The organism is Actinoplanes flavus, from assembly GCF_017592555.1.
Classification (GTDB): Bacteria; Actinomycetota; Actinomycetes; order Mycobacteriales; family Micromonosporaceae; genus Actinoplanes; species Actinoplanes flavus.
Window position 1 is genome coordinate 148,002 of record NZ_JAGFNS010000010.1, and the last position, 23,783, is coordinate 171,784.

At 72.1% G+C, this 23,783-nt stretch carries 22 protein-coding genes; 12 read left to right on the forward strand and 10 right to left on the reverse strand.

Going from position 1 to position 23,783, the window contains the following annotated elements:
- Together J5X75_RS17080 and J5X75_RS17085 are read right to left on the reverse strand one after the other, a co-directional pair.
- Positions 1-426: a hypothetical protein gene (locus J5X75_RS17080; RefSeq protein WP_208468393.1), complete on the reverse strand. Its 426-nt coding sequence runs from the start codon at positions 424-426 to the stop codon at positions 1-3.
- A 1-nt stretch (position 427) separates the two neighbouring features.
- Positions 428-925 carry a DUF1269 domain-containing protein gene (locus J5X75_RS17085; protein WP_208468394.1) on the reverse strand — a complete coding sequence of 166 codons (498 nt, stop codon included), beginning with the start codon at positions 923-925 and terminating at the stop codon, positions 428-430.
- A 166-nt stretch (positions 926-1,091) separates the two neighbouring features.
- Between J5X75_RS17085 and J5X75_RS17090 the strand changes: the two genes are divergently transcribed.
- Positions 1,092-1,640 carry a hypothetical protein gene (locus J5X75_RS17090; RefSeq protein WP_208468395.1) on the forward strand — a complete coding sequence of 183 codons (549 nt, stop codon included), beginning with the start codon at positions 1,092-1,094 and terminating at the stop codon, positions 1,638-1,640.
- Positions 1,641-1,856: 216 nt separating this feature from the next.
- Here the strand turns inward: J5X75_RS17090 and J5X75_RS17095 are convergent, their stop codons facing one another.
- Positions 1,857-3,152 (reverse strand): diacylglycerol/lipid kinase family protein, encoded by a 1,296-nt coding sequence (locus tag J5X75_RS17095; protein WP_208468396.1) that lies wholly within the window; start codon positions 3,150-3,152, stop codon positions 1,857-1,859.
- Between the two features lie 156 nt (positions 3,153-3,308).
- On the opposite strand from J5X75_RS17095, the gene J5X75_RS17100 reads away from it, so the two are divergent.
- From J5X75_RS17100 to J5X75_RS17115, 4 genes are all read left to right on the forward strand, one after another.
- Positions 3,309-4,172, forward strand: coding sequence for a M48 family metallopeptidase (locus J5X75_RS17100; RefSeq protein WP_307798122.1), 864 nt, complete (start codon positions 3,309-3,311; stop codon positions 4,170-4,172).
- 83 nt (positions 4,173-4,255) lie between these two features.
- Positions 4,256-4,486 carry a DUF8691 family protein gene (locus J5X75_RS17105; RefSeq protein ID WP_183218742.1) on the forward strand — a complete coding sequence of 77 codons (231 nt, stop codon included), beginning with the start codon at positions 4,256-4,258 and terminating at the stop codon, positions 4,484-4,486.
- Positions 4,483-5,157 carry a potassium channel family protein gene (locus J5X75_RS17110; RefSeq protein ID WP_208468398.1) on the forward strand — a complete coding sequence of 225 codons (675 nt, stop codon included), beginning with the start codon at positions 4,483-4,485 and terminating at the stop codon, positions 5,155-5,157. The genes J5X75_RS17105 and J5X75_RS17110 overlap by 4 nt, the downstream gene beginning before the upstream one ends.
- 11 nt (positions 5,158-5,168) lie before the next feature.
- Complete coding sequence (locus tag J5X75_RS17115; protein ID WP_208468399.1) at positions 5,169-5,690, forward strand: HdeD family acid-resistance protein; 522 nt, start codon at positions 5,169-5,171, stop codon at positions 5,688-5,690.
- Positions 5,691-5,742: 52 nt separating this feature from the next.
- Here J5X75_RS17115 and J5X75_RS17120 read toward each other — a convergent pair whose 3' ends face one another.
- From J5X75_RS17120 to J5X75_RS17135, 4 genes are all read right to left on the reverse strand, one after another.
- A complete protein-coding gene (locus J5X75_RS17120) occupies positions 5,743-7,074 on the reverse strand; it encodes a dipeptidase (RefSeq protein WP_307798123.1) in 1,332 nt (443 codons plus the stop codon).
- Positions 7,071-7,490 (reverse strand): hypothetical protein, encoded by a 420-nt coding sequence (locus J5X75_RS17125; RefSeq protein WP_208468400.1) that lies wholly within the window; start codon positions 7,488-7,490, stop codon positions 7,071-7,073. The genes J5X75_RS17120 and J5X75_RS17125 overlap by 4 nt, the downstream gene beginning before the upstream one ends.
- A gap of 97 nt (positions 7,491-7,587) precedes the next feature.
- Entirely contained in the window at positions 7,588-9,027 is a 1,440-nt protein-coding gene (gene gadC, locus J5X75_RS17130; RefSeq protein WP_208468518.1) for a glutamate/gamma-aminobutyrate antiporter GadC, read from the reverse strand.
- A gap of 117 nt (positions 9,028-9,144) precedes the next feature.
- The gene (locus J5X75_RS17135) at positions 9,145-10,407 is read right to left on the reverse strand and encodes a threonine/serine exporter family protein (RefSeq protein ID WP_208468401.1); all 1,263 of its coding nucleotides are present in this window, start codon (positions 10,405-10,407) and stop codon (positions 9,145-9,147) included.
- Between the two features lie 133 nt (positions 10,408-10,540).
- Between J5X75_RS17135 and J5X75_RS17140 the strand changes: the two genes are divergently transcribed.
- The 3 genes from J5X75_RS17140 to J5X75_RS17150 are packed head-to-tail and all read left to right on the forward strand — an operon-like array spanning position 10,541 to position 14,218.
- Positions 10,541-12,064 (forward strand): MFS transporter, encoded by a 1,524-nt coding sequence (locus J5X75_RS17140; RefSeq protein WP_208468402.1) that lies wholly within the window; start codon positions 10,541-10,543, stop codon positions 12,062-12,064.
- A complete protein-coding gene (locus J5X75_RS17145) occupies positions 12,061-13,179 on the forward strand; it encodes an aminopeptidase P family protein (RefSeq protein WP_208468403.1) in 1,119 nt (372 codons plus the stop codon). The genes J5X75_RS17140 and J5X75_RS17145 overlap by 4 nt, the downstream gene beginning before the upstream one ends.
- Before the next feature lie 25 nt (positions 13,180-13,204).
- Positions 13,205-14,218: a hypothetical protein gene (locus J5X75_RS17150; RefSeq protein WP_208468404.1), complete on the forward strand. Its 1,014-nt coding sequence runs from the start codon at positions 13,205-13,207 to the stop codon at positions 14,216-14,218.
- Between the two features lie 68 nt (positions 14,219-14,286).
- Here J5X75_RS17150 and J5X75_RS17155 read toward each other — a convergent pair whose 3' ends face one another.
- Positions 14,287-15,879: a xylulokinase gene (locus tag J5X75_RS17155; RefSeq protein ID WP_208468405.1), complete on the reverse strand. Its 1,593-nt coding sequence runs from the start codon at positions 15,877-15,879 to the stop codon at positions 14,287-14,289.
- The gene (locus J5X75_RS17160) at positions 15,880-18,099 is read right to left on the reverse strand and encodes an aminotransferase class III-fold pyridoxal phosphate-dependent enzyme (protein WP_208468406.1); all 2,220 of its coding nucleotides are present in this window, start codon (positions 18,097-18,099) and stop codon (positions 15,880-15,882) included.
- A gap of 127 nt (positions 18,100-18,226) precedes the next feature.
- Here J5X75_RS17160 and J5X75_RS17165 point away from each other — a divergent pair, with 127 nt between their 5' ends.
- The 4 genes from J5X75_RS17165 (at position 18,227) to J5X75_RS17180 (ending at position 23,129) form a co-directional block, all read left to right on the forward strand.
- A complete protein-coding gene (locus J5X75_RS17165) occupies positions 18,227-19,375 on the forward strand; it encodes a PucR family transcriptional regulator (protein WP_208468407.1) in 1,149 nt (382 codons plus the stop codon).
- An 87-nt stretch (positions 19,376-19,462) separates the two neighbouring features.
- Positions 19,463-20,101, forward strand: a complete 639-nt coding sequence (locus tag J5X75_RS17170; protein WP_208468408.1) for a TetR family transcriptional regulator — start codon at positions 19,463-19,465, stop codon at positions 20,099-20,101.
- Positions 20,098-21,519, forward strand: coding sequence for a patatin-like phospholipase family protein (locus tag J5X75_RS17175; protein ID WP_208468409.1), 1,422 nt, complete (start codon positions 20,098-20,100; stop codon positions 21,517-21,519). Before J5X75_RS17170 ends, J5X75_RS17175 begins: the two co-directional genes overlap by 4 nt.
- On the forward strand, positions 21,516-23,129 hold the full coding sequence (locus J5X75_RS17180) for an acyl-CoA dehydrogenase family protein (RefSeq protein ID WP_208468410.1): 1,614 nt from the start codon (positions 21,516-21,518) through the stop codon (positions 23,127-23,129). Before J5X75_RS17175 ends, J5X75_RS17180 begins: the two co-directional genes overlap by 4 nt.
- 5 nt (positions 23,130-23,134) lie before the next feature.
- Here J5X75_RS17180 and J5X75_RS17185 read toward each other — a convergent pair whose 3' ends face one another.
- Positions 23,135-23,779, reverse strand: a complete 645-nt coding sequence (locus tag J5X75_RS17185) for a DUF6390 family protein (RefSeq protein ID WP_208468411.1) — start codon at positions 23,777-23,779, stop codon at positions 23,135-23,137.
- Positions 23,780-23,783: the final 4 nt, after the last annotated feature.

Here is a 23,783-nt window from a genome sequence, read left to right on the forward strand (position 1 = left end):
TCAGCAGGTGTTCTTCAGCGAGTCGGCGAGCGCCCGGGCGGTGTCCCGGACCCCGTCGACCGCCTGGCGTACGGCGCCGAGGTTCGCCACGTCCGGTTTCTCCCGCGCCGTGTCGACGCTGGTGGACAGGACGTCGACGGACGCCCGCAGCTGGTCGGCCTGCTGGCCGAACTGTGCCTTCGCGTCGGCGGCGAGCTGGGTGAGCTGTTCGATGAGCTCGGAGACGTACGGGCGCAGCGCGGTGAGCCCGTTCTCCGAGACGTTGGCCTGTTTGATGTGGGTCACGGTGTTCTGGACGGCCGCGAAGCTCTCGCAGACCGCCGGTTCGGCCGCGGCGCCCGCGTCCCCGCCGCCGGCGCAACCAGCACCGGCGGCGAGGACACAGAGGGCCGTCGCGAAGGTGACGAGCCCCGGGGTTCGGTGCATGTCAGGCGGACTGCTCGGTGCCGTGCAGGGCGTCCTGGAGCTCGGCCTCGGCCTCCTTGGACAGCGACGACTTGAGCACGGTGCCACCGAACTGCGACAGCGCCTGGATCGCCTTGTCCGGGGTGACCTTCTCGACGACCAGGAACAGCGCCGAGGTGCCCGGCTGGAGCAGGTCCCGGACCTGCTGCTGGAACTCCTTGTTGATCGCGTTCTTGCCGAGCTTGCCGGTCAGCGCGCCCAGGCCGGCGCCGACCGCCATGCCCAGCACCGGGATGAAGAACAGCAGCCCGAAGAAGAATCCCCAGAACATGCCCCAGGTGGTCCCGGCCGCCACCTCGTGATGGCTGGTCGTGACGTGGAACTTGCCCTCCTTGTCGCGGATGATCGCGGCGATCGCGTCAGGCTGGATGATCAGGTCCTTGGCCAGGCGGTGTGCCTCCAGCGACGCGGCGGTCGCGGTGGTTTCGTCGTCGTAGCCGATGGCGACGAGGGTTGCCATGTCGTTGTTCCCTTCCTCGATGCTCGGGTCTGGCCCCAGTGGACCCGGTGCGGGCCGGTCGCGTCCTCACCCGTACCGGATGAGGCGGCCCCGGACCGGCCGGCCGGAGTATCGGAATCGGGCGTGACCACGCCTGATCGCCTCACAGTGGGGGAGCGGAACAACGATGTCCATCGGCCCTGTCCAGCTGATCGTGCTGGGCTTCAAACACCCGAACTTCCACGGCGAAGTCATCGCCGAGCTGGAACGTCTCCGGCAGAGCGACACCGTGCGCGTGATCGACGCGCTCGCGGTCTACAAGGACGCCGACGGCGAGGTGGAGGTGGAGCACCTGAGCAACCTCACCCAGGAGGAGGCGATCGAGCTGGGCAGCAAGGTCGGGGCCCTGATCGGTCTCGGCATCGACGGTGAGGCCGGCCTGATCACCGGCGCCGAGCGGGGCGCCGAGGCGGCCGTCGACGGGGTGGCCGTCTTCGACGACGCGCGGGCGTGGGACGTGCTCGGCGACATCCCGAACGACAGCGCCGCGGCGTTGCTGCTGATCGAGCACCACTGGGCGGTGCCGCTGCGCGACGCCATCGCCCGGGCCGGCGGCTTCCGGCTGTCCGACGGGTTCATCAGCCCGCTGGATCTGGTCGGGATCGGCCTGCTCGCCGCCGAGGAGGCCGAGGTTCTGCACGACCTGGAGACGGCCGCGGCCGCGAACTACAACTAGGGGAGTGGTGGGATGTTCGGAACCAGGAGAGTGGCCCGGCGGACCGGGCGGCGCACCGCGCGCCGGGTGACCCGCCGGGCGGCGCGGCGGCGGTGACGCCCGGGAGTCAATCGCGGCGGCTGGCCCCCGCCACCCCCCCCAGTCGTGGCCACAACCACACGGGCCGCCACGGCGGGCCCCCCGGCCGGCCGGCGGGGCGGGGGTGCCGCCGGGGTGTCAGGGGGGGGGGGGGCCCCCGCCCCGCCGCCGCAGTCGTGTCCAATCCATCTCGGGCAGCATCGGCGGGACCCCGGGCCGGCGGCGGGGCACCCGGACGCGCAGCGCGGTCGGCCGGATCTCGCAGACCACCGGTGTGGGCATCAGGATCGACTCGCCGTCGACGCCGACCGGCACCTCGGGCGCGGCCGCCTCCACCACCGCCGTGGTGCTCGTGCGGATCAGCACCGACCGGGCGCGGCCGCGGCCGCCGACCAGCCGGGCCGCGTCGGCCGTGCCGTGCACGGTGACCGCCAGGACCCCGAGGGCGCCCTGGTCGAGCCGGGGGCGATGGCCCAGCCCGGCGATGTCGGCGGTGGCGTACGGGTTGTTGCTGACCAGCACCGCCTGCGGCCCGGTGACGGTCACCCCGTCGACGCGCAGCTCCAACTGGGGGCCGTTCGGCCCGGCCAGCGTCTCCGGCAGCAGGTCCAGGGTGGTGCCGACCTTGTCGTCGCGGTAGGCGGGACTCTGCACCACGGCGGCGTAGGCCCCGAACGAGGCGTTGTTGACGAACGTCCGGTCGCCGATGCGGCCCAGGTCGATGTGCACCTCCACCCCGTCGGTGAGGGCGTCCAGGCAGGTCGACGGGTCGTCCCGGTCCAGGCCCAGATCCAGCGCGAAGTGGTTGCGGGTGCCCGCCGAGATCACCAGGAACGGCACTCCGTGCTCGGCCGCGATCCCGGCGACCAGCGCCTGGGTGCCGTCGCCGCCGGCGACACCGAGCAGATCCGCGCCGTCGCGCAGCGCCTGCCGGGCCAGTTCCGCGACGTCCGTGTCCGGTTCATCGATGACATGCACGCGCGCGCCGAGCTCGCGGGCACGTTCGGCCAGGCGGAAACGCTCCACCTTCCCGCCACCCGAGCGAGGATTCATGATCAGGTACGGGTGACGCGGCGCCGGGGTCTCGAACTCCTCCGGACCGTCACCCGGCTCGGCCAGCGCCCGCCGCCCGGCCGCGATCGCCGCCGCCCACAGCGCTCCGAACAGGAGCACCACCCAGAGCAGCCGCTGCTGGGCGTAGAAGACGGTGACGGTGAGCGGGGCCAGCACCACCACCACGCCGGCCAGCCACCGCTGCACCCCGCGATGGGTGAGGAACCACCAGGCCGCGGCCAGGCCGACGGCGCTGCCGAGGACGGCCGCCAGGATCAGGTTGAGGCTGTCGCGCAGGCCGGCGACGGCGAGCAGCAGCACCACGGCCGCCGCGGCGGCGCAGAAGGCGAGCCGTGCGAGATTGCGCCGGGTCGATGACATGGCGGAACTCCCTTCGCGTACGGGTCTGTTCCGAAGCGTCGCCGGGGCGCGGTCGCCGGTCCTCATTCCGGCGGGATGAGGCGGGGCCGGTCAGCGCGGTGGATCGTCACCGGTCAACCGCCGATGTACAGCAGGACACAGGACAGGAGGACCTCAGTGTCGACGTCATCACGGCAGGGCGCCGTACCCCCCAGGCTTCGGCATCCCGCCGAGCTGCCGTTCTACGTCTTCATGGTGGTGCTGAACATCATCATCATCTGGGCCATCGTGCAGGCGGCGATCATGCTGCCGTACCTACCCGAACGACTCCAGGACAGCGGCTGGGCGGTGACGGTCCGATCCGCCTTCATCGGACTGTTGCTCTTCGTGCCGGCGCTCATCGTGATCCGTGAGACGCAGCGGGCGTCGATCCGCGGCACCGCGGTCCAGCTCTCGCCCAAACAATACGGCAGCCTCTACGAGACGATGGACGAATTCGCCCGAAAGCTCGGATTGCGGCGCCGGCCGCAGCTGTTCCTGGCCAACGGCAACGGCACCCTGAACGCCTTCGCCGCCCAGGCCACCGGGCACGACTACGTGGTGCTCGCCAACGAGCTGTTCGTGAACCTGTACGAGAACAACCGGGACGGGCTGCGGTTCATCCTCGGCCACGAGCTGGGCCACATCCGGCTGCACCACGTCAGCCTCTGGTACCAGCTGTCGGTCGCCTACTCGGAGCGCATCCCGGTGCTCGGCCCGACGCTCTCGCGGCTGCGGGAGTACTCCTCCGACCGGCACGGCGCCCACCTGTGCCCCTCCGGCGCGTCCGGTCTGGTGCTGCTCGCCTCCGGCCGGCACACCGAGCACACCACCGACCTGGACGAGCTGGTCCGCCAAGGTCGGTCGCTGCGCGGCTTCTGGGTCGAGCTGGCCCAGCTGCCGATGTCGCACCCGTTCACGGTGCGGCGGCTGGAGCGGTTGTTCAAGCTCGGACTCTTCCATGCCCGGGTCCGCGGATCGGAGTCGGAGACCGCCGCCTGACCGTGACCGTCATCCGTGAGGAATGACGCGCCCGGCCGAGCGGACCGACAGGCTGGTCCGGAGGGGTTGGAGAAGGAGGGACGATGCCTGAGCCGACATATCAGGTCAGGGTTTCCGGGGTGATTCCCGATGAACTTCTTACAGAGCTGCAGGATCTGACGGTGAGTGTGGAACCGCCCGAGACGGTGCTGCACGGTTCGCTGCCGGATCAATCCGCCGTGGTCGGGCTGATATCCCGGATCCACGGACTCGGGCTGCGCCTCATCGAGGTGCGGCGGCTACCGGCGTCCGAGGAGCCGGAACGGCCACTATGATCGGGCTCCGGCCACGGACCGGCTACGGAACGGTGCTGCTCCTGATCATCGGTACGTACGTGCTGGCGCTGCTGGTCCGGGAGCGCTGGCAGTTGGCCGTACTGCTACTCGTGCAGACCGTCACCGTCTGGCAGGCGCTGCGGGTCTCCCGGGCCCGCAGCGGTATGCGGTTCGCCGCGGCCGGGGTGTTCCTGCTGGCCCTGATCGCGGCGCTGCTCAACCTGGTGCTGTCCCGTCACTCACCGCTGATCGGCTGGACGTTCCTGGCGGCCAGCACCCTCTATCTGCTGGCCCCGTTCGCGATCGTGCGGCATCTCAGCACCCATCGCGGTGTCGACAAGCAGACCCTGCTGGGAGCGCTGGCCGCCTATCTGCTGATCGGGATGGCGTTCGGGTTCGCGTACCAGTGCCTGGGCGTCATCCAGCCGGGGCCGCTGTTCGGCGACAAGGGCGAACCGAACATGTCCGACTCGCTGTTCTTCAGCTTCGTGACCATGACCACCACCGGGTACGGCGACCTGACCCCGGCCGGCGATCCGGCCCGCACGATCGCCGTCGTGGAGGCGCTGACCGGTTCGTTGTTCCTGGTCACCGCGGTGGCCAAGGTGGTCGAGAACTGGCGGCCCCGCAACTGGGACAACGGCGACGACAGCCGTGCCCGAGACGAGTGAGGAGGATCGTGATGAGCTACTGGCTACGGCTGATCGCCGGCATCGCGGTGGCGGTGATCGGCGTGGTCGCGTTCGCCTGGCCGGAGGCCACCCTGCGGGTGGTCGCCTTCCTGTTCGGGCTCAACCTGCTGGTGATGGGGGTGTCCCGGACGGTTCTGGCGATCGTCGCCCGGGAGACCCCGGCGCTGCAACGGGTCCTGGCCGGCGCCTTCGGTGTGCTGGTCACCCTGGTCGGTGTGCTGTGCGTGCAGAACCCCACCGACTCGCTGAGCCTGTTGCTGCTGATCGTCGCGATCGGCTGGATCCTGGACGGCCTCGGCGAGATCGTGGTGGCGTTCGGCCGGCACGAGCCCGGCGTCGGCTGGCGGATCGCGCTGGGCGTGTTCGTGCTGCTCGCCGCGATCGCCATCCTGGTCTGGCCCGGCCTGGGCCTGGCCACCTTCCTGCTGATCGGCGCGACCACCCTGGTCTTCGCCGGCATCTGCCTGATCATCGGCGCGATCGCGGGGCTGCGCTCGCGGGCCGCGGCCTGAGAGAACGTACGGGGCCGGGTGCGCATCGCACCCGGCCCCCGGTGTTTCCCGTCTACTTGCGATAACTACTCAGGAACAACGCCTCGGCGTGGGCCAGCCGGGCGATCTCATCCGGGTCGACGCTCTCGTTCGGGGCGTGGATCAGCGCGAGCGGCTCCTCCACCCCCATCAGGACGATCTCGGCCTCCGGGTAGGTCTCGGCGAACACGTTGCACAGCGGGATCGACCCGCCCTGCCCCAGATACGCCATCTCCCGCCCGTACGCCTCCCGCATCGCCGCGGCCAGCGCCCGGTAGGCCGGACCGCCGGACCGGGCCTCGAACGGCTGCCCGAGCGCCTCCCGCTCGACGGTCACCCGAACCCCCCACGGCGCGGCCGCCCGCAGGTGCGCGACCAGCGCGTCCTGCGCCTTGACGGCGTCCGTGCCGGGCGGCACCCGCAGGTTGAGCCGGGCCCGGGCGTGCGGCTGGATGGCCGCCGCCGAGCCCACCACGGGCGGGCAGTCGATCCCGAGCACGGTGACCGCCGGCCGGGCCCAGACCATGTCCGAGACCGTGCCGTCACCGAGCAGCGACGCGCCCGCGACCAGCCCCGCGTCGACGCGGAACCGCTCCGCCGGGTACGGCGCCCCGCTCCACGTCTGGCCGTTCTCCAGCCCGGTGACCGTGGTGTTGCCGTCGGCGTCGCGCAGCGTGGCCAGAATGTGGATGAGCGCCGCCAGCGCGTCCGGGGCGGGACCGCCGAACATGCCCGAGTGCACCTCCCCGGCCAGCGCCTCCACCCTCACCACCACGTTCGCCAGGCCGCGCAGCGTCACCGTGGCGGCCGGCACCCCGACCGCCGCGTTGCCGGTGTCGCAGACCAGGATGGCGTCGGCGCGCAGCAGCTCCGGATTACCGACCACGAAGTCCTCCAGGCCGCCGGTGCCCTGCTCCTCGGAACCCTCGACGATCAGTTTCAGGTTGACCCCGATGTCGTCGCCGAGCGCCCGCAGCGCGGTCAGGTGCATGACGATGTTGCCCTTGCAGTCGGCGGCGCCCCGGCCGTACCAGCGGCCGCCGGACTCGGTCAGCTCGAACGGCGGGGTGTGCCAGGCCGCCTCGTCCAGCGGTGGCTGCACGTCGTAGTGGGCGTACAGCAGGACCGTCGGCGCGGTCGGGTCGGCGGCCGGGCGTACCCCGAAGACCGCTCTGCTGCCGTCGCTGGTCTCGTGCAGGCCGAGGCCGGTGAAGCCGGCCTCGGCGAAGCGGTCGACCACCCAGTTCGCCGCCCGCAGGCACTCCTGGGGTGGGTACTGGCGTGGGTCGGCCACCGACGGGATGGCGACCAGTTCCCCGAGGTCGATGCGGGCCCGCCCCATCAAGGAGTCGATCCTCTCCCTCACGTGGGGACCTCCGCGAGCTCGAGGTCGTCGACGATCTCCTGGAACTCCTCCAGGTGGTCGGGGCAGTAGACCTTCATGATGATCAGCTGGCCCTGGACGACGTTCTCGCCGGCGATCACCGGCCGCTGTCCCGGGCCGGCCGCGCCGTTGGTGAGCTGGCCGTAGAGGATCCCCCGGCGCAGCGCGTCGCCCGGGTCGAGGCAGACCGCGCCGCCGTCGTCGCCGAGCACCTGGACGATCTGGTCGGTGGCCGGCACCCGCAGCCCGGCCGCGGTGAGTTCGGTGACCAGCTGGTCCGCCTTCTTCTGGGCCTCCACGCTCTGCTTGACGCCGCGGTAGTTGAGCAGGCCGATGCCGGCCATCAGCACGAGCACCCCGCCGGAGATCCAGGCGAGCACCTTGCTGTCCTGCATCATCCGAGGAACCCCTTACGCCGGTAGCGGCTGATCAGCCCGAGCCCGGCCAGGGCGACGAGCACCACGACGGAGACGGTCAGCGCCTTGTGTTCCTTGATCATGCGGGGACTTCCTTCCAGGAGGGTTTGCGCAGCTTGTAGAAGACGAACGGGACGAGCAGGCCGAGGCCGAGCGCGCCGCCGGCGACGACGGCCAGGTAGGCGCCGACGCTGCCGGAGCCGAACTGCGACGGCGGGACGAAGCCGATGAGCAGGGCGGCCAGCGAGGCGGCGAAGCCGACGCCGCAGAGACCGGTGAGCATCGGGGCGCGGTAGCCGCGCGGGTGGTCCGGGTGGCTGCGGCGCAGCCGGACGGCGGCCACGAACATCAGCAGGTACATGATCAGGTAGACCTGCGTGGTGATCACCGAGAAGATCCAGTACGCGCTGGAGACGTCCGGGATGAACGCGTAGGCCAGCGCGATGACCGTGGTGACCAGGCCCTGGGTGACCAGGATGTTCTGCTGCACGCCGTGCTTGTTGAGCCGCTGCAGGAACGGCGGCAGGTAGCCCTCCTGGCGGGAGATCAGCAGCAGGCCCTTGGAGGGGCCGGCCAGCCAGGTGAGCATGCCGCCGAGCGACGCGGCGACCAGCATGACGCCCAGGATCGGGGTGAGCCACTGCGAGTCGAAGGCGGCGAACACCGCGTCGAACGCCTGCATCACGCCGGCGGTCAGCGACAGCTGCTCGGCCGGCACCACCCAGCTGATCGCCAGCGCGGGCAGGATGAAGATCAGCAGGACCAGGCCCATGGCCAGGAACATCGCCTTCGGGAACTCCCGGCCCGGCTGCTTCAGCGACCCGACGTGCACCGCGTTCATCTCCATGCCGGAGTACGACAGGAAGTTGTTCACGATCAGCACCAGGCTGGACAGACCGGCCCAGGCCGGGATCAGGTTGTCGGCGGTCATCGGCGCGGCCGACTCGTTGCCCTGGCCGAGGAACGCGATGCCGAGGATCACCAGCAGCGCCCCGGGGATCAGGGTGCCGATGATCAGGCCGCCGCTGGCCAGGCCGGCCACCCCGCCGGTGCCGCGGGACGACACCCACACGCCGGTCCAGTAGCAGACCATGATGACGATCGCGGTCCAGACGCCGCTGGAGGCGAGGTCCGGATTGATGACGTACGCCAGCGTGCTCGCCACGAACCCGAGCAGGCTCGGGTAGTAGAAGATCGTCATGGCGAACTGGCACCACACCGCCAGGAACCCGGCCGGCTTGTTGATGCCCTCGCTGACCCACTTGTAGACGCCGCCCTCCCAGCCGGAGGCCAGCTCCGCCGAGACCAGCGCGGTCGGCAGCAGGAAGACGATCGCCGGGACGAGGTAGAGGAAGATGCTGGCCAGCCCGTAGACGGCCATCGTGGGCGACGGACGCAGGCTGGCCACGGAACTCGTGGTCATCAGCGCCAGAGCGACCCAGGAGATGTATTGAACGGTGCGGGCCGTCCTCGGCCTCGCAGCCTTGTCGCCCACCGGCTCTCTGGCGGGCACATCCATCGCACTCAACGCGGCCTCCGATCGGGGATTTTCCGCGGATCATCGACCGAGAGGGCTGGTCGTCGCCTCACCCCTGGGGAACGGTTCGCGGCCACCCGTACGAGTGAACCGGTGCCGTCACGCGAGCTCCTGCCTCAGATTCCGGATGGCCAGCGCCCGGGCGAGCCCGCGATAGATCGGATGACCACAGAGCACCCCGAGGGCGATGGCCAGCATCGAGCCGAGCGCGCGGATCAGGTCCGAGACGCCGTGTACCGAGTCCTGGCTCAGGTACTCGGTGAGGCCGATCAGGCTCAGCGCGCCCGGCACCAGCAGCCAGAAGCCGGGCAGGAACGAGACCAGCGCCGGGGGCCCGGACGGGGCCCGTTCCACCAGGTACGCCACGACCGTCAGCAGCAGCGCGCCGAGGAAGCCGCTCAGGTAGCCGCCGAACACCAGGCCGCCGAAGTACTGGGCGATCCACCCGGAGTAGAGCACCAGGCAGAGCCAGCCCAGCGAACCGGGTGGGCCGGAGTGCACCAGGTAGTTGCCGACGGCGACGACCAGCGCGCCGAGCCAGGGCGCCCACGCGCCGATCGAGTTCTGCGGCGCGCTCACCAGCTCCTCGGCGCGGGGCACGCCGACCGCTTGGGCGGCGCCGATGATCCCGAAGGCGAGCAGCAGCAGTTGCAGGATGCCGGTCACCAGGCGGCTGGCGCCGGTCACCATCTCGCCCGCCGACACCTCGACGACCGCCATGGTCAGGACGGCGCCGGGCAGGTAGGTGGCCAGTGGCGCCACCATGGACCGCAGATCGGCGTCCGCCCAGCCGCCTCCGGCGATCAGGAAGGTCAGCGCCGCCACCACGAACGCGGCCGTCACCGGCATGATCATGCGCAGGCTGGTCCAGCGGGCAGCGATCTGCTTGAAACCACTCACCAGCACGCCGAAGGCCGCGGACAACACCAGGTCGATCCAGGTGGGCTGGAGGATCAGGCAGATCCCGGCGGTCAGCACGGCGTACCCGAGAATCTGCACGGCCGGGCCGAACCGCGGCGGCGTCCGCACGATCTCCCGGATCCGGCGAATGCCGTCGGCCGGTGAGATCAGGCCCCGTTCGGCCTCGCGCAGCATCTCGTAGACAGCCGCGGTCTGGTCCAGGCGCAGCCCGCGGCTCAGCGCCCGGGTCGGCTCCAGCGTCGCCGGGTAGCCCGGCGCCAGCGACATGACGACATACGTGGGAAGCACGACGAACCGGGCGTGGACCGCGTCGTAGGCCACCGCCACCCGCAGCAGACGCTCCTCGATCTCGTTGACCGCCTCGCCGGCCGCGGTGAGCGCGCTGCCCAGCAACAGCAGGAACTGCTGCAACTCGCGGTCGAAGATCGTCGAGTCGCTCATGCGCAGAAGGTAGACGTGGAGGCGCACCGGTCGTAGCGCTACGGGATGAGATTCATCCGGCACGAGCGATGCCCGGCGGCCCGCCGGGACGGCAGATTGGCGCCATGCGCGGCGCCGATGCGAAGGGACGCTGATGCCCCCCACAGGTCACGAAGCCCCGAGAACCGATGCCGGCCGGGCCGCGGGGCGCGGCGTGCTGTTCGCCGCCTGCGTGTCGGCGCTGGTGGTGAACGCGAACACCTCGGCCGTCACGATCCTGCTGCCGGCGATCAGCGAGGACGTCGGCGCCCCGATCGACGTGCTCCAGTGGGCGGTCACCGGCTACATGCTGGTCGGCGCCGCCGTCATCGTCACCTCCGGCGCGCTCGGCGACGTCTTCGGCCGCCGCCGGATCTTCCTCGGCGGCCTGGTCCTGTTTGTGGCGTCCTGCGCCCTGATCGCCCTGGCCGGCGACGCGGCCGGGGTGATCGGCGGCCGGATGATCCAGGGCGCCGCCGGCTCCACCATCCTGGCCTGCGGGATGAGCCTGCTGTCGGTCGGATCGTCCGGCGCCGGGCAGATGCGGGCCATCACCCTGTGGGGCGCGGCATCGGCCATCGGCGCGGCCGTCGGCCCCCTCGTCGGCGGGGTCCTGGTCGGTACGACCGGCTGGCAGGGACTGTTCTGGATCGACGCGGCGATCGCCGCCGCCTGCATCCCGGTCACCCTGGCCGGCATCGCCGAATCACGCGACCCGGACCGGTCCCGCTCGATCGACGTGCTCGGCACCGTGCTGGTCGCGGTCGCGCTGGTGCCGCTGGTGCTGGCGCTCAGCGAGGGCGGCGAATGGGGCTGGGCGTCGGCTCCCACGATCGGCTGCCTGGTGCTGTCGGTCCTCGGCGGGGCGGGATTCGTCGCCGCCGAGCGCCGGGCCACCGCCCCGCTCGTCGACCTGCGGCTGTTCCGCAACCGGGTGCTGGTCGGGTCGACCATCGCCATCCTGCTCGTGGCCGGGATCATCAACGCGCTGATGTACCTGCTCAGCCTCTACTTCCAGAACCCGGCCGGATTCGGGATGACGGCCCTGGAGGCGGGTCTGGCCACCCTGCCGGCGGCAGCCGCCATGATCGCGGTGACGCCGTTGATCACCCCGCTGGCGGTGCGGATCGGCTCGCGGCAGGCGGTCGCCCTCGGCTTCGCCCTGGCGGTGGCCGGCGCCGGCGTCCTGATCCTGGTGACCGCCGGCTGGAGCTACGCCACGTTCGTGATCCCGCTGATGGTCCTGTCGGTCGGCCTCGGCTTCGCCAACGGGCCGGCCTCGTCGGCCTCCACCTCGGCGGTCTCGGCCGACCAGGTCGGCCAGGCGTCCGGCATCTCCAACATGGCCCGGTACGTCGGTGGCTCGCTCGCGGTGGCGGCCGCCTCCACGGTCTTCAGCGCGGTGAACGACACGCACGCCACCGCCGGGGAACCCGCCGGTGACGCCCTGGCCGCCGGCCTCGCCGGTGCGGCGCTGCTGCTGACCGTGCTGGCGGCGGCCGGTGTCGCGCTGGCCGTCCTGATGGGCCGGCACCGCGGTGACCCGGCGGGCGCCGTGCACCTGGCCGCCGCGGCGGCCGCGACCAGCCACACCATCCCGACCCGCCCGGTCGCGACCCCCGGAGGTGCCCCGGCATGACGCCACGACCGTTCACCACGAAGGACTTCACCGCCCGGATGGAACGGGCGGTCACCCAGGCCGCCGACGCCGGGCTCACCGGCCTGCTGGTCACGCCGGGCCCGGATCTCGTGTACTTCACCGGCTACCGGCCCACCGCCATCACCGAGCGGATCACCATGCTGGTGCTGGACCGCGACCACGAGCCGCGCCTGATCGTCCCCACCCTGGAACGCGCGGACGCCGAGGCGGCCCCGGGCGCGAGCGCGGTGACGATCAGTGACTGGCGGGACGGCGCCGACCCGTACGCGGCCACCGCCCGGCTGCTCGCCGCCGACGGCCGCTACGCCATCTCCGACTCGGCCTGGGCCCTGCACCTGCTGGCCCTGCAACGGGAGGTGCCGGCGTCCTGGTTCACGTCGATGACCGGAACCCTGCCGATGCTGCGGGCCGTCAAGGACGCCGACGAGATCGAACGGCTGGCCGGCGCCGGGGCGGCCGCCGACGCCGCGTACGAGGAGATCGTCCGGACCCGGTTCGCCGGCCGGACCGAGCACGCGGTCGGCACCGAGCTGGCCGGGCTGCTCCGCGAACACGGCCACAGCCAGGTCGACTTCACCGTCGTCGGGTCCGGGCCGAACGGCGCCGACCCGCACCACGAGATGGGCGACCGGGTGATCGTCGAGGGCGACATGGTGGTCCTCGACTTCGGCGGGCTCAAGGACGGGTACGGCTCGGACACCACCCGGACCGTGCACGTCGGCGAGCCGACCGGCCCGGAACGGGAGATCCACGACGTGGTGCGGCACGCCCAGCAGGCCGCCTTCGAAGCCGTCCGTCCCGGCGTGACCTGTGCGGACATCGACCGGGTGGCCCGCACGGTGATCGAGGACGCCGGGTACGGGCCGCACTTCATCCACCGCACCGGCCACGGCATCGGCCTGACCACCCACGAGCCGCCGTACCTGGTCGAGGGGGAGACGCGCCCGCTGGTCCCCGGAATGTGCTTCTCCATCGAACCGGGGATCTACCTGCCCGGCCGGTTCGGCGTGCGGATCGAGGACATCGTCACGGTCACCGGCAACGGTGGCCGCCGCTTCAACAACACCAGCCGTGAGATGCGGATCGTCGCCTGACCGGAAGTCCGAACTGGGAGTGGACATGATGCAACGGGCACACCGGCCGGCCGCCGCGGCGGCCGTATTCCTCTGCCTGCTGGCGACGGCGGCCTGCGGCGGTGAGGGGGAGAACCAGACGTTGCCGTCGACCCGGCCGTCGATCGAGCGCACCGCCGGCGAGGAGCCCGCTGATACGGCGGAACCGACCCGGACCCGTACCGAGAAGCCGGAACCGACCCGGACCACCGAGAAACCGGAACCGACCGGCGAACCGGAACCGACCCGGACCGGCCAGCAACCGCAGGAGCCTGAGGAGACCCCGGAGAAGCCGTCCACCACCAAGGTGGAGGTGACGGTGACCGTGGTGCCGCCCAAGACCACCACACCGACCACGGAGGCCACCACGCCGACGCCGGCGGCCACCTCGTCGTCGGCCGCGGTGGTGCCGATCGCCGCCGAGGACGACTCCGGTGGCGTCTGGGGCTGGATCCTGCTGTTCCTGCTGTTCGCCGGGCTGGCCGCCGCGCTGCTGATCAGCCGCTCCCGGCGGACGGCGACCTGGGACGCCGAGGCGGGCACCCTGTCGGCCGAGACCCGCATGGTCACCGAGGCGCGGCTGACGCCGGTGCTGGCCACCGCCGATCCGGTCCAGCGGGCGAACACCTGGCCGCGGGTCCGCGCCGACCTGGCCGCGCTGATCGCCGGCTGGGGCCGGCTGTCCACCCAGCCCTCGGACGCCGCCCGGCAGGCCCGGGCCACCGGGATCGCGGTGCTGCTGCGCGATCTCACGGCGGCCGTCGACGCGGAGAACGAGGCGCTCGCCTCGGGACGCGACTGGCGTGTGCTCCGGCCCCAGGTCGAGGAGATCCTGGACGGCCTGGACGCGGCGATCACCCCACCCGGCCCGCAGGCCCCGTCGGCCGGTGGTCCGCCGCCCGGTGGTCCGCCCTACGGTGGCCCGCAGCCCGGTGGCCCGTCGCCCAGTGGTCCGCCGCCCGGTGGTCCGCCCTACGGTGGCCCGCCGCCCAGCGGCCCGCCGCCCACCTCCTACCCGTGACCTGTCGCTGATCCGGGGCGTTGTCGACCGGAGTGACGGCCCGTGGCGGCGGGCCGTCACTCCGGAGGTCAGCCGGCCGGGCGGTTGAGTCGCCGGTACACCGGCGCGAGGCGGTGGTGCAGCTCCTGGTAGATGTCGTAGATCTCGCCGTAGCGGGCGTGATCCGGGCCGGGGGTGAAGACGTGATCGTTGCGGCTCAGCGCGGGGATGTCGTCGAACGCGATCATCCCGGCGCCGACCGCGCCGATCCAGCCGGCGCCCCGGGCGTTCACGGTCACCGGGTTGGCGTCCCGGCGGATCTCGTGGCCGAGCACGTCGGCGAAGATCTGGCACCACGAGTCGGAGCGGGCCGCGCCACCGGTGATGACCATCGACTCCACCGGCGCGCCGAGGAACCGGTCGACGGCCCCGGCCAGCCACCGGGTGTTCAGCGCGACGCCCTCGAAGACGGCCCGCAGCAGGTCGGACCGGGTGGTGTCGAGGGAGATGTTGAGGAACGCGGCGCGCAGGTTCGGATCGTCGACCGGCGCGCGTTCGCCGTACAGCCAGGGGGTGTAGAGGACGCCGTTCGCGCCGGGCGGGACCATCGGGATGATCTTGTCGAAGGCGTCGAAGATGGTGCCCTCGTCACGGCTCACGTGGCCGGCGCTGACGATCGGGTCGTCGTACTCCACGATCTTGTCGCGCAGCCAGGTGAGGTTGGCGCCGGCGGTCGCCTGGAGCGCGGTCATCAGGTAGCGGTCCGGGATGGCGCACGGGATCGACGCGATGCCGGTCCGGATGTCGGTCTTCTTTCGCGGGACGTGCGCGGCGATCCAGGACGACGTGCCCAGATACAGATGGGGCTCGTTGTCCCGGATGGTGCCCGCCCCGATGGCGGCGGCGGTGTTGTCGATGGCGCCCGCCACGACCCGCACCGATCGGGGGAGGCCGAGGTGATCGGCAGCTTGGGGGGAAAGCGTGCCGATCACCTCGGTGCATGCCACGATCGGCGGGAACTTGTCCGCGTCGATCCCGCTGGCGGCGACCAGCGCGGGAGCGTACCGGATGGCGGGAGCCCTCCGGTTGTCGGTGACCCACGAGGTGAGGATCGAGTCGACGGTCGCCACCGTGCGGCCGGTGAGTTTCAGGTTGATCCAGTCGAGGACGTTGAGGAACGTCTTGGTCCGCGCGTAGACGTCCGGCATGTCGTCGCGGATCAGCAGCATGTGCGCGGCCGGGTCCTTGCCGGTCACCGACGGCATGCCGCCGGTGAGCCGCAGCCAGCGGGCGATCCGGCGCACCGAGATGCCGTCGACCGCCGGGAAACCGCCGAACTGCCGCCGCAGGTGGGTGGCCCCGCGCATGTCGAGCCAGCTGATGCACCGGGTGAGCGGCTCCCCGGCCGCGTCCACCGCGATGGTGCCCTCGCCCTGCGTCGACGAGCAGACGGTGGTCACCGCGCGCAGATGATCCGGGAAGGCCCGGCCCAGGTCGGCGACCACCTCGGCGAGGGCGTCCCACCAGGCGACCGGGTCCTGCTCGGCGCCGCCGCCGGGCAGGACGACCAGCGGGACCGGCCGCTCGGCCCAGCCGGTCACCGTCCCGTCGGCCGCGACGAGCGCGGCCTTCATCCCCGAGGTCCCGAGGTCGATCGCCAGGATCTGCGGCGGAATGGCCACTTACACTCCCTCGACCAGCGCGAAGACCTGGTCGAACCGGGCGAGGGCGTCGTCGATGACCTCGTCGGTGTCGGCCATCGACGTGTACATCCGCGAGCCGGCCAGCGTGATGATGCCGTGGGCGGCGTAGGCCGCGCCCATCTGCTCCATCACCTGCTTGCGGCCCTTGTTCTCCTTGAACAGCTTGACCGGGTTGCGCATGTCCAGCATCAGCACGCCGCTGGACTGCAGGTGCACGATGGAACCCTGGTTGTAGGCCACGTACGGCAGACCGTACTTGTCGATCAGGCGCTGGAGGCCACGGGTCAGCCGGTCACCGGCCTTACCGGCGATCACCGGAGCGTTGGTGCGGGCCATCTCCTGAATGGCGAAGTAGCCGGCCGCGCAGGACAGCGGGTTCGCCGACAGGGTGCCGCCGACCTGGATGTGGGCGCCGTGCTTGCCGTCCAGCCCGGAGCCGAAGACCGCCATGACGTCGGCCCGGCCGCCGACCCCGCCGGCCATCGGGTAGCCACCGGAGACGGCCTTGCCCAGCACGGTCAGGTCGGGCGTCACGCCGAAGTAGCCGGCGGCGCCGCCCAGGCCGGTCCGGAAGCCGGTCACCACCTCGTCGAAGATCAGCAGCGCGCCGAACTCGTCGCACAGCTTGCGGACGGCGGCGTTGTAGCCCTTCGGGACCGGGCGGGTGCCGGACTCCGGGCCGAGCGGCTCCACCACGACCGCGGCGGTGCCGCCGCGCAGCCTGTTCTCGATCAGCTTGCGCTTGAGCAGGCCGAGGTCGTGCGGGAACGCCTCCCGGGTGCGGCCGGTGGCGCCCCACGGGATGCCCTTGGCGTTCATCCGGAACGAGCCGGGGACGCGCAGGCCGTAGACCATCGTGTCGGACCAGCCGTGGTAGGCGCCGCCGACCTTGATCACCATCTTCTTCCCGGTGTACGCCCGGGCCGCGCGCACCGCCGCCATGACCGCCTCGGTGCCGGAGCCCAGCGACCGGTACATCTCGATGTGCGGCATGTACTGGTGGATGATGTCGGCGAGCTTCAGCTCGTACTCGTGGAAGAGGCCGGTGACCGGCCCGGATTCGCGGATCACCTCGGCCACCCGCTCGTTGACCGGGGCGTAGTTGCTGCCCAGGATGGTGGGGCCGCCGGCCTGGAGGAAGTCGATGTAGACGTTGCCGTCGCGGTCGGTCAGGTAGGCGCCCTCGGCCTTGTCGATCGCCAGCGGGAACGGGTAGTTGAACGCCAGGTTGTGCTGGACGCCGCCGGGGATCCGCTTCTTGGCCCGCTCGGTGATCTCCTTGCTGGCGGTGCACTTGGTCTCGAAGTAGTTCAGCGTGTCGAGCAGGGCGTCGTGGCGCAGCCCGCGCATCGGCTGGGCCACGAGGGCCTTCAGCCGGCGCAGGGTGTCGTCGACGTCGAGATACTCACTGATCGAGTAGCCGAGGTCAGCGGACGTCTCGTACGTCTTCGGGGCCTCGGTCGCGGCGGACGGCAGCTCCTCGTCGTCGGGCACCCGGACCGGCTCGACCGCCTCGGTGATCTGCGCCGCGATCCGCTTCTCGTCCTTCTTCAGCTTGCTGAACGCGATCTCCCGGATCGTGTCCGGGATCGTGTAGACCTTGCCAGCCTCCGAGGTGAGCGCCATCAGGTAGGCGATCGACACCTTCTCCAGCAGCGCCATGTTGAACACCGCGCGATCCGGGTCGGTGCCCAGCGCCACCACGCCGTGGTTGGCGATGATGAACGCGTTGTCGCCGCTCGCCACCTTCTTCTGCACGTTCTTCGCGAGGAAGCCGGTGCCCGACGGCGCGTAGTCGATGATCGCCACCTCCTTGCCGAGGAAGCGGACCTGCTCGTCGGTGAGCGCCGGGATCGGCTTGCGCAGGAAGGCGAGGGCCGACGCGTACGGCTGGTGGGTGTGGACGATCGCATTGACGTCCGGCCGCTCGCGGTAGACGTTGGCGTGCATGCCGCACTCGATCGACGGGACCAGGCCGCCGGCGCCACCGGGGTCGGGCACGTGCTTGCCGTCGAAGTCGACGATGCAGATGTCCTCCACCCGCATCCGGTCGTAGTCGTAGTTGCTCGGCGTCACGGCGTAGAGCTGGTGACCCGGGATCCGGACCGAGACGTTGCCCTCGGTCGCCTTGAGATAGCCGCGGTCGAGCATCGTCCGGCACATGTCGACCACGTGCTGGCGGGACAGACGGTGTTTCACAGGCGGGGTTCCGATCCGTGCGGGGGACTTACCGGACCATCGTCGTCCCGAGTCCCGGACGAAGCATCGTCGGCGAACCAGCAAGAATTCCTCGTCGCTTTATCACCGGGTGACAAAATCGGGGGCGATGAACACCCCCTGGCAGAACCTGCCCACCGATCTGGCCGTCGCGATGCGCCCGCGCCTGCCCGCCGCCGTCCGCGAGATCGCCACCGCGGTCCGGGAGAGCCCCGGCGCGGGGGCCGGCGAGAAGTTCGAACGCGACGTGCGTACCGCCGTGACGGTGGCCCTGGACCGGTTCCTCGACCTGGCCGGCACCCGGGAGCCGGCGCTGCCGCCACGGATCCGCGAGGTCTTCGTGGCCCTGGGCGCGGCCGAGGCCCGGGAGAACCGCGGCCCGGAGACCCTGCTCGCCTCGCTGCGGATCGCCGCCCGCCTGCTGCTGCGGACCGCCACCGAGGCGCTCGGCGAGTTGCGGCCGGTCAGCGTCGCCGAGGTGATCGACCTGTCCGACGCCGCCAGCGCGTTCATCGACGAGCTGGCCACCGCCTGCACCGACGGTCTGGCCCGCCAGCTGCGTGAGCAGGCCGGCGAGGGGGACCGGCGCCGCCGCCAGGTGGCCGACCTGTTGCTGGCCGGCGGCAGTTCGCCCGAGGTGGTCCGGGAGGCCGCCGCCGGGATCGGCTGGCCCGGGGTGGACACCGTCGTGCCGGTGCTGCTGCCGCCGGACCAGGCCCGCGACGCCCGATTCCGGTTCGGCGCCGACGGGGTGGTCGCCGAGCGCGGCCGGGACGCCGTGCTGCTGCTGCGCGCCGGGGCCCGGTCCGAGCGGGCGGCGCTCACCGAGGCGCTGCACGGCCGGGAGGCGGTGGTCGGCCCGGCCCTGCACTGGACCGAGGCGCCGCAGGCGGTGCGGCTCGCCGAGCGGACCGCCGAACTGGTCATGCCCGGCGCCGAGCCAATCTTCGCCGACGACCATTTCGCGGTCCTGGCGCTGCGCGGCGAGCCGGCCGCGCTGCCGGTGCTGACCGCCCGGCGGCTCGCCCCGCTGGCCGGGCTGCGTTCCGGCCAGCGGGAGGCGTTCCTGGTCACCCTGGAGAGCTGGCTGCGTCACTGGGGTTCGCGTTCGGCGGTCGCGGCCGAGCTGTTCGTGCACCCGCAGACGGTCAGCTACCGCCTCAACCGCCTCCGTGAACTGCTCGGCGACGACCTGGACGATCCGCGCGCCCGTTTCGAGCTGCTGCTGGTGCTGACCTACCGCTCCGGTACGCCCTGACCAGGGGCCCGGTTGCGGCCTTCTTCTGAACCGTGGTTCACTTCTTGCCTTGCATTGAATCCGGATTCATAGCTTGGGGGCCTCCGGATGCCATACCGGCAAACCGCACTGACCAGGAAGAACGCCGAGGACAAGCGGGACGGGTTCCTGCGTGCCGCGCGGGCGCTCGTCGCGGCGGACGGCTTCAAGGCGGCCACCGTCGCCGCGATCGCCGCCCGCTGCCAGGCCAGCGTCGGGTCGGTGTACTCGTACTTCGACGGCCGCGACCGGCTGCTCGCCGAGGTGTTCCGCAGCGCCGCCACGCACGAGATCGACCTGGTCCGGCTCGCCGTCTCGGACGCCGGGCAGCGGGCCTCGGAGCGGATCGACGAGCTGGTCCGGATCTTCTCGACCCGGGCGCTGCACGGCCGGCGGATGGCGTGGGCCCTGCTGTTCGAGCCGGTCAGCCCGGTGGTCGAGGCGGAGCGGCTGGTCTACCGGCGGTCCTACACCGACATCGGCGAGCAGATCATCGCCGACGGGCTGGCCGGTGGCGAGTTCGTCCCGCAGGACCCGCGGCTCGCCTCGTCGGCGGTGATGGGCGCGATCTCCGAGGCCCTGGTCGGCTGGATCCGCCCGGACAGCCCGGAACCGTCCGACGAGACCCAGACCGCGGTGGTCGACGGGATCCGCTCGTTCTGCTTCCGCGCGCTCGGCGTACCGATGATGTCTGGAGGAATCCGATGACCGCGACCCTCGCCACCGCCCAGCGGGTGCTGGCCGGCCAGTCCGTGACCCGGACGCTCGGCACCCGGCTGATCTCGTTCAGCTCGGCGGGCGCCGTCGTCGAACTCGACATCCGCCCGGAGATCACCAACCACCACGGCGCCGTGCACGGCGGGATCGTGGCGTACGCCGCGGACTGCGCGCTGGCCTTCGCCGGCGGCGCGGCGCTCGGCCCGGACGTCGTCACCTCCGGCCTGACGGTCGACTACATCGCCCCGGCGCGTGGTCGCACGCTGCGCGCCAACGGCATGGTGATGCGCGCCGAGGGCCGCCGCGCCGCCTGCCGCTGCGAGCTGGTCGCGGTCGCCGACGACGGCACGGAGACCCTGGTCGCGGTCGCGCAGGGGACGATCGTGGCCCCCGAGCGCAAGCCGGAGCAGACCGAGGGGACGGCGGCGCAGGCCGAGCGGGCGGCCACGGCCACCGACCGGGCGAGCGTCCGGCTGGGCCGCATCGGCACCCCCACGATCCAGGAGGTGCTCAAGGAGCGCCGCCGCACCGGGAACACCGACGACGGCGCCACCGTGGCCCTGGTCATCGAGGGTGGTGGCATGCGCGGCATCGTCTCCGCCGCGATGGCCGCCGTCATCGAGCAGGAGGGCGTCCTCGAGCACATCGACATGATCGTCGGCACCTCGGCCGGCGCGGTGAACGCCGCCGCCCTGGCCGTCGGCGCCGCCAACGCGATGGCCGAGTCGTACGCCGAGGTCTTCGCGTCCCCCGAGTTCATCGACGTCCGCCGGATCGCCCGCGGCCGCCCGGTGATCGACGGCCTGCGCATCGTCTCCCACGTCGACGACCTGCTGGACATCGGCTCGGCGTCGGGCACCGACTGGGCGGGCCGCCTCGCCATGGTCGCCACCGATGTGGACACCGGCCGCGCCGAGGCGCTGTCCGACTTCGCCGACCGGGACGACCTGGTCAACAGCCTGCACGCGTCCGGTCTGCTGCCGCTGCTCGCCGGCGACCCGGTCCAGTGGCGGGGCCGGCGCTGGCTGGACGGCGGCATCGTCGAGGCGGTGCCGGTGGTCAGCGCCGCCGCCCGGGGCGCCACCCACGCGATCGTCCTGGCCACCCGGCCGCCCGGCACCCAGCCCGGCTACGGCGCCGCCGACGTGGTGGTCGAGCGCTACCTGCGGCGGCTCAACCCGGAGCTGGCCGCCGCCTACCGGGGCCGCCCGCACCGCTACCGGGAGACGTTGCAGCAGGTCCGGGACGGGTGGTCGCACGGGCTCAGCACGCTCGCGCTGACCCCGCGGCTGGGCGACCCGCTGCCCGGCCGGCTGGAACGCGACCAGGTGGCGCTGCGCGCGGCCCGGGCCGCGGCCGCCGGCGCCGCCCGGGAACACCTCGCCTTCCTGCTGGAGGAGAAGCCGTGACCCACGACGTCGTGAACCAGGCCCCGCCGCGGGTGGACGTGAACGAGTACCTGACCCATCCGGCGCTCACCGAGGCGGTCGGCCGCTACGGCGCCGGCTGGGCCACCGGCCACCTGACCGAGGTCGGCGCGCTGGTCGGCCGGGGTGACTTCCAGCGGGACGCGGAGCTGGCGAACACGCATCCGCCGGTCTTCGCGAGCCACGACCGGTGGGGTCACCGGGTGGACGCGGTCGACTTCCACCCGGGCTACCACCGGATCATCGGCGCCGCGATCGAGCACGGCGCGCACACCAGCTGCTGGGCCGAGCCGCGCCCCGGCGCACACGTCGCCCGGGCCGCCGCGTTCACGCTGTTCGCGCAGATCGAGCCGGGACACGCCTGCCCGGTGAGCATGACCCACGCGGTGGTGCCGTCGCTGCGGTTCACGCCCGCGCTGGCCGACGAGTGGCTGCCCCGGGTCTTCTCCCGGGACTACGACCCGGAGCTGCGCGCCGGCAAGACGTCGGCGATCTTCGGCATGGCGATGACCGAGAAACAGGGCGGCTCGGACGTACGGGCGAACAGCACCCGGGCGCTGGACGCCGGCGACGGGACGTGGCGGCTGACCGGGCACAAGTGGTTCTGCTCGGCCCCGCAGTCGGACGCCTTCCTGGTGCTCGCCCAGGCGCCCGGCGGCCTGTCCTGTTTCCTGGTGCCGCGGGTGCTGCCCGGCGGCGACCGCAACGTCTTCCGGATCCAGCGGCTCAAGGACAAGCTCGGCAACCGGTCGAACGCGTCGTCGGAGATCGAGCTGGACGGCACCGTCGGGTGGCTGCTCGGCGAGGAGGGCCGCGGGGTCCGCACCATCATCGAGATGGTCGCGCAGACCAGGCTGGACTGTGTGCTGGGCAGCGCGGCCGGCATGCGGCAGTCGGTCGCCGAGGCGGCCTGGCACGTCCGCCACCGCGGTGCGTTCGGGGCCGTGCTCATCGACCAGCCGGCGATGACGGCGGTGATCGCCGACCTCCAGCTGGAGGCGGAGGCGGCCACCTGGACGGCGATGCGGCTGGCGTCCGCCTACGACAGCGACGACGACGAGTCGGTGGCGTTCCGGCGGCTGGCCACCGCGGTCGGCAAGTACTGGGTGTGCAAGCGCGGGCCGAACCACGCCTACGAGGCGCTCGAATGTCTCGGCGGCAACGGCTACACCGAGGCGTTCCCGCTGGCCCGGCGCTACCGGGAGCAGCCGGTCATGGCGGTGTGGGAGGGCTCCGGCAACGTGATCGCCCTGGACGTGCTGCGCGCGATGGCCCGGGAGCCGGAGTCGGTCGGTGCGGTGGATCGTGAGCTGGCGGGCGCTCTGGGCGTACACCCGGCTTATGACGCGCATGTGGCGGCGACGCGGAAGCTGGTCGCGCAGGTCGCGGCGGATCCGTCGGCGGCGGCCGCGTCGGCGCGGCGGGTGGTGGAGGCGCTCGCGCTGGGGTTGCAGGGCGCGGTGCTGATCCGGGAGGCCCCGGCCGAGATCGCGGACGCCTTCGTGGCCGCCCGCCTCGGCGAGGACCGGTCCCTGGAGTACGGCGCCCTCGCCCCCGGCCTGCCGATCGCGAAGATCGCCGCCCGCGCCTGACCGGTTCAGAGCCAGCCGCGGAGCTGGTCACGCAGGCGGGCGTCGTCCGCCGGCGTGACCACGTCGCAGACCCAGTCCCAGTGCAGGGCGACCCGGTCGCCGACGGCCAGTTCCGGCAGCAGCGACCGCTCCCAGCGCACCTGCTCGCTGCGGACGTCCCCGACGGCCAGCGTCCCGTCCCGCCACGTCAGGGCGGGCGAGCGGACGACCGCGCGGGAGCCGCGCACGGAGAGGACGGTTCCGGTGCGGATCCGGCAGCGGTCCAGCACCGACACGGCGTGTGAGCTGCCGGTACGGCGAAGCAGCGACAGCCACGGATAGACCTCGAAGACGTGGAACGTGTGGTGGGCCGCCGCCGACGGGCCGCGGTACTGTCCGGCGAACCGGGCACGCAGGTCGCAGGCCAGCCGGTCGCCGTCCACGAGGTCCAGCAGCCGGCCGCCCAGCCAGTAGGCGCGCACCACCCGTTCGTCGAGCGGATCGGCGATGCCCGCCGACCCGGCGATGAAGCGGAGGTACGCCCACGCGCCCTCGAAGTCACGGGCCCGCCGTCCCAGCTCGGCGGGCGCCACCCCGTCCGGCCCGCAGTAGCCCCGCTCGTTCGGTGGGAACGCGTAGCGCGCGAACAGCGTGGCCCCGGCGTCGCTCATCGGG

Excerpts from the sequence above, each read along its gene's own strand:
- J5X75_RS17090 (WP_208468395.1), top strand. The coding sequence starts at position 1,092 with ATGTCCATCGGCCCTGTCCAGCTGATCGTGCTGGGCTTCAAACACCCG.
- J5X75_RS17145 (WP_208468403.1), top strand. The coding sequence starts at position 12,061 with ATGACGCCACGACCGTTCACCACGAAGGACTTCACCGCCCGGATGGAA.
- J5X75_RS17150 (WP_208468404.1), top strand. The coding sequence starts at position 13,205 with ATGATGCAACGGGCACACCGGCCGGCCGCCGCGGCGGCCGTATTCCTC.
- J5X75_RS17140 (WP_208468402.1), top strand. The coding sequence starts at position 10,541 with ATGCCCCCCACAGGTCACGAAGCCCCGAGAACCGATGCCGGCCGGGCC.
- J5X75_RS17105 (WP_183218742.1), top strand. The coding sequence starts at position 4,256 with ATGCCTGAGCCGACATATCAGGTCAGGGTTTCCGGGGTGATTCCCGAT.
- J5X75_RS17170 (WP_208468408.1), top strand. The coding sequence starts at position 19,463 with ATGCCATACCGGCAAACCGCACTGACCAGGAAGAACGCCGAGGACAAG.
- J5X75_RS17175 (WP_208468409.1), top strand. The coding sequence starts at position 20,098 with ATGACCGCGACCCTCGCCACCGCCCAGCGGGTGCTGGCCGGCCAGTCC.
- J5X75_RS17135 (WP_208468401.1), bottom strand. The coding sequence starts at position 10,407 with ATGAGCGACTCGACGATCTTCGACCGCGAGTTGCAGCAGTTCCTGCTG.
- gadC (WP_208468518.1), bottom strand. The coding sequence starts at position 9,027 with ATGGATGTGCCCGCCAGAGAGCCGGTGGGCGACAAGGCTGCGAGGCCG.
- J5X75_RS17115 (WP_208468399.1), top strand. The coding sequence starts at position 5,169 with ATGAGCTACTGGCTACGGCTGATCGCCGGCATCGCGGTGGCGGTGATC.
- J5X75_RS17085 (WP_208468394.1), bottom strand. The coding sequence starts at position 925 with ATGGCAACCCTCGTCGCCATCGGCTACGACGACGAAACCACCGCGACC.
- J5X75_RS17110 (WP_208468398.1), top strand. The coding sequence starts at position 4,483 with ATGATCGGGCTCCGGCCACGGACCGGCTACGGAACGGTGCTGCTCCTG.
- J5X75_RS17095 (WP_208468396.1), bottom strand. The coding sequence starts at position 3,152 with ATGTCATCGACCCGGCGCAATCTCGCACGGCTCGCCTTCTGCGCCGCC.
- J5X75_RS17080 (WP_208468393.1), bottom strand. The coding sequence starts at position 426 with ATGCACCGAACCCCGGGGCTCGTCACCTTCGCGACGGCCCTCTGTGTC.
- J5X75_RS17125 (WP_208468400.1), bottom strand. The coding sequence starts at position 7,490 with ATGATGCAGGACAGCAAGGTGCTCGCCTGGATCTCCGGCGGGGTGCTC.
- J5X75_RS17165 (WP_208468407.1), top strand. The coding sequence starts at position 18,227 with ATGAACACCCCCTGGCAGAACCTGCCCACCGATCTGGCCGTCGCGATG.
- J5X75_RS17185 (WP_208468411.1), bottom strand. The coding sequence starts at position 23,779 with ATGAGCGACGCCGGGGCCACGCTGTTCGCGCGCTACGCGTTCCCACCG.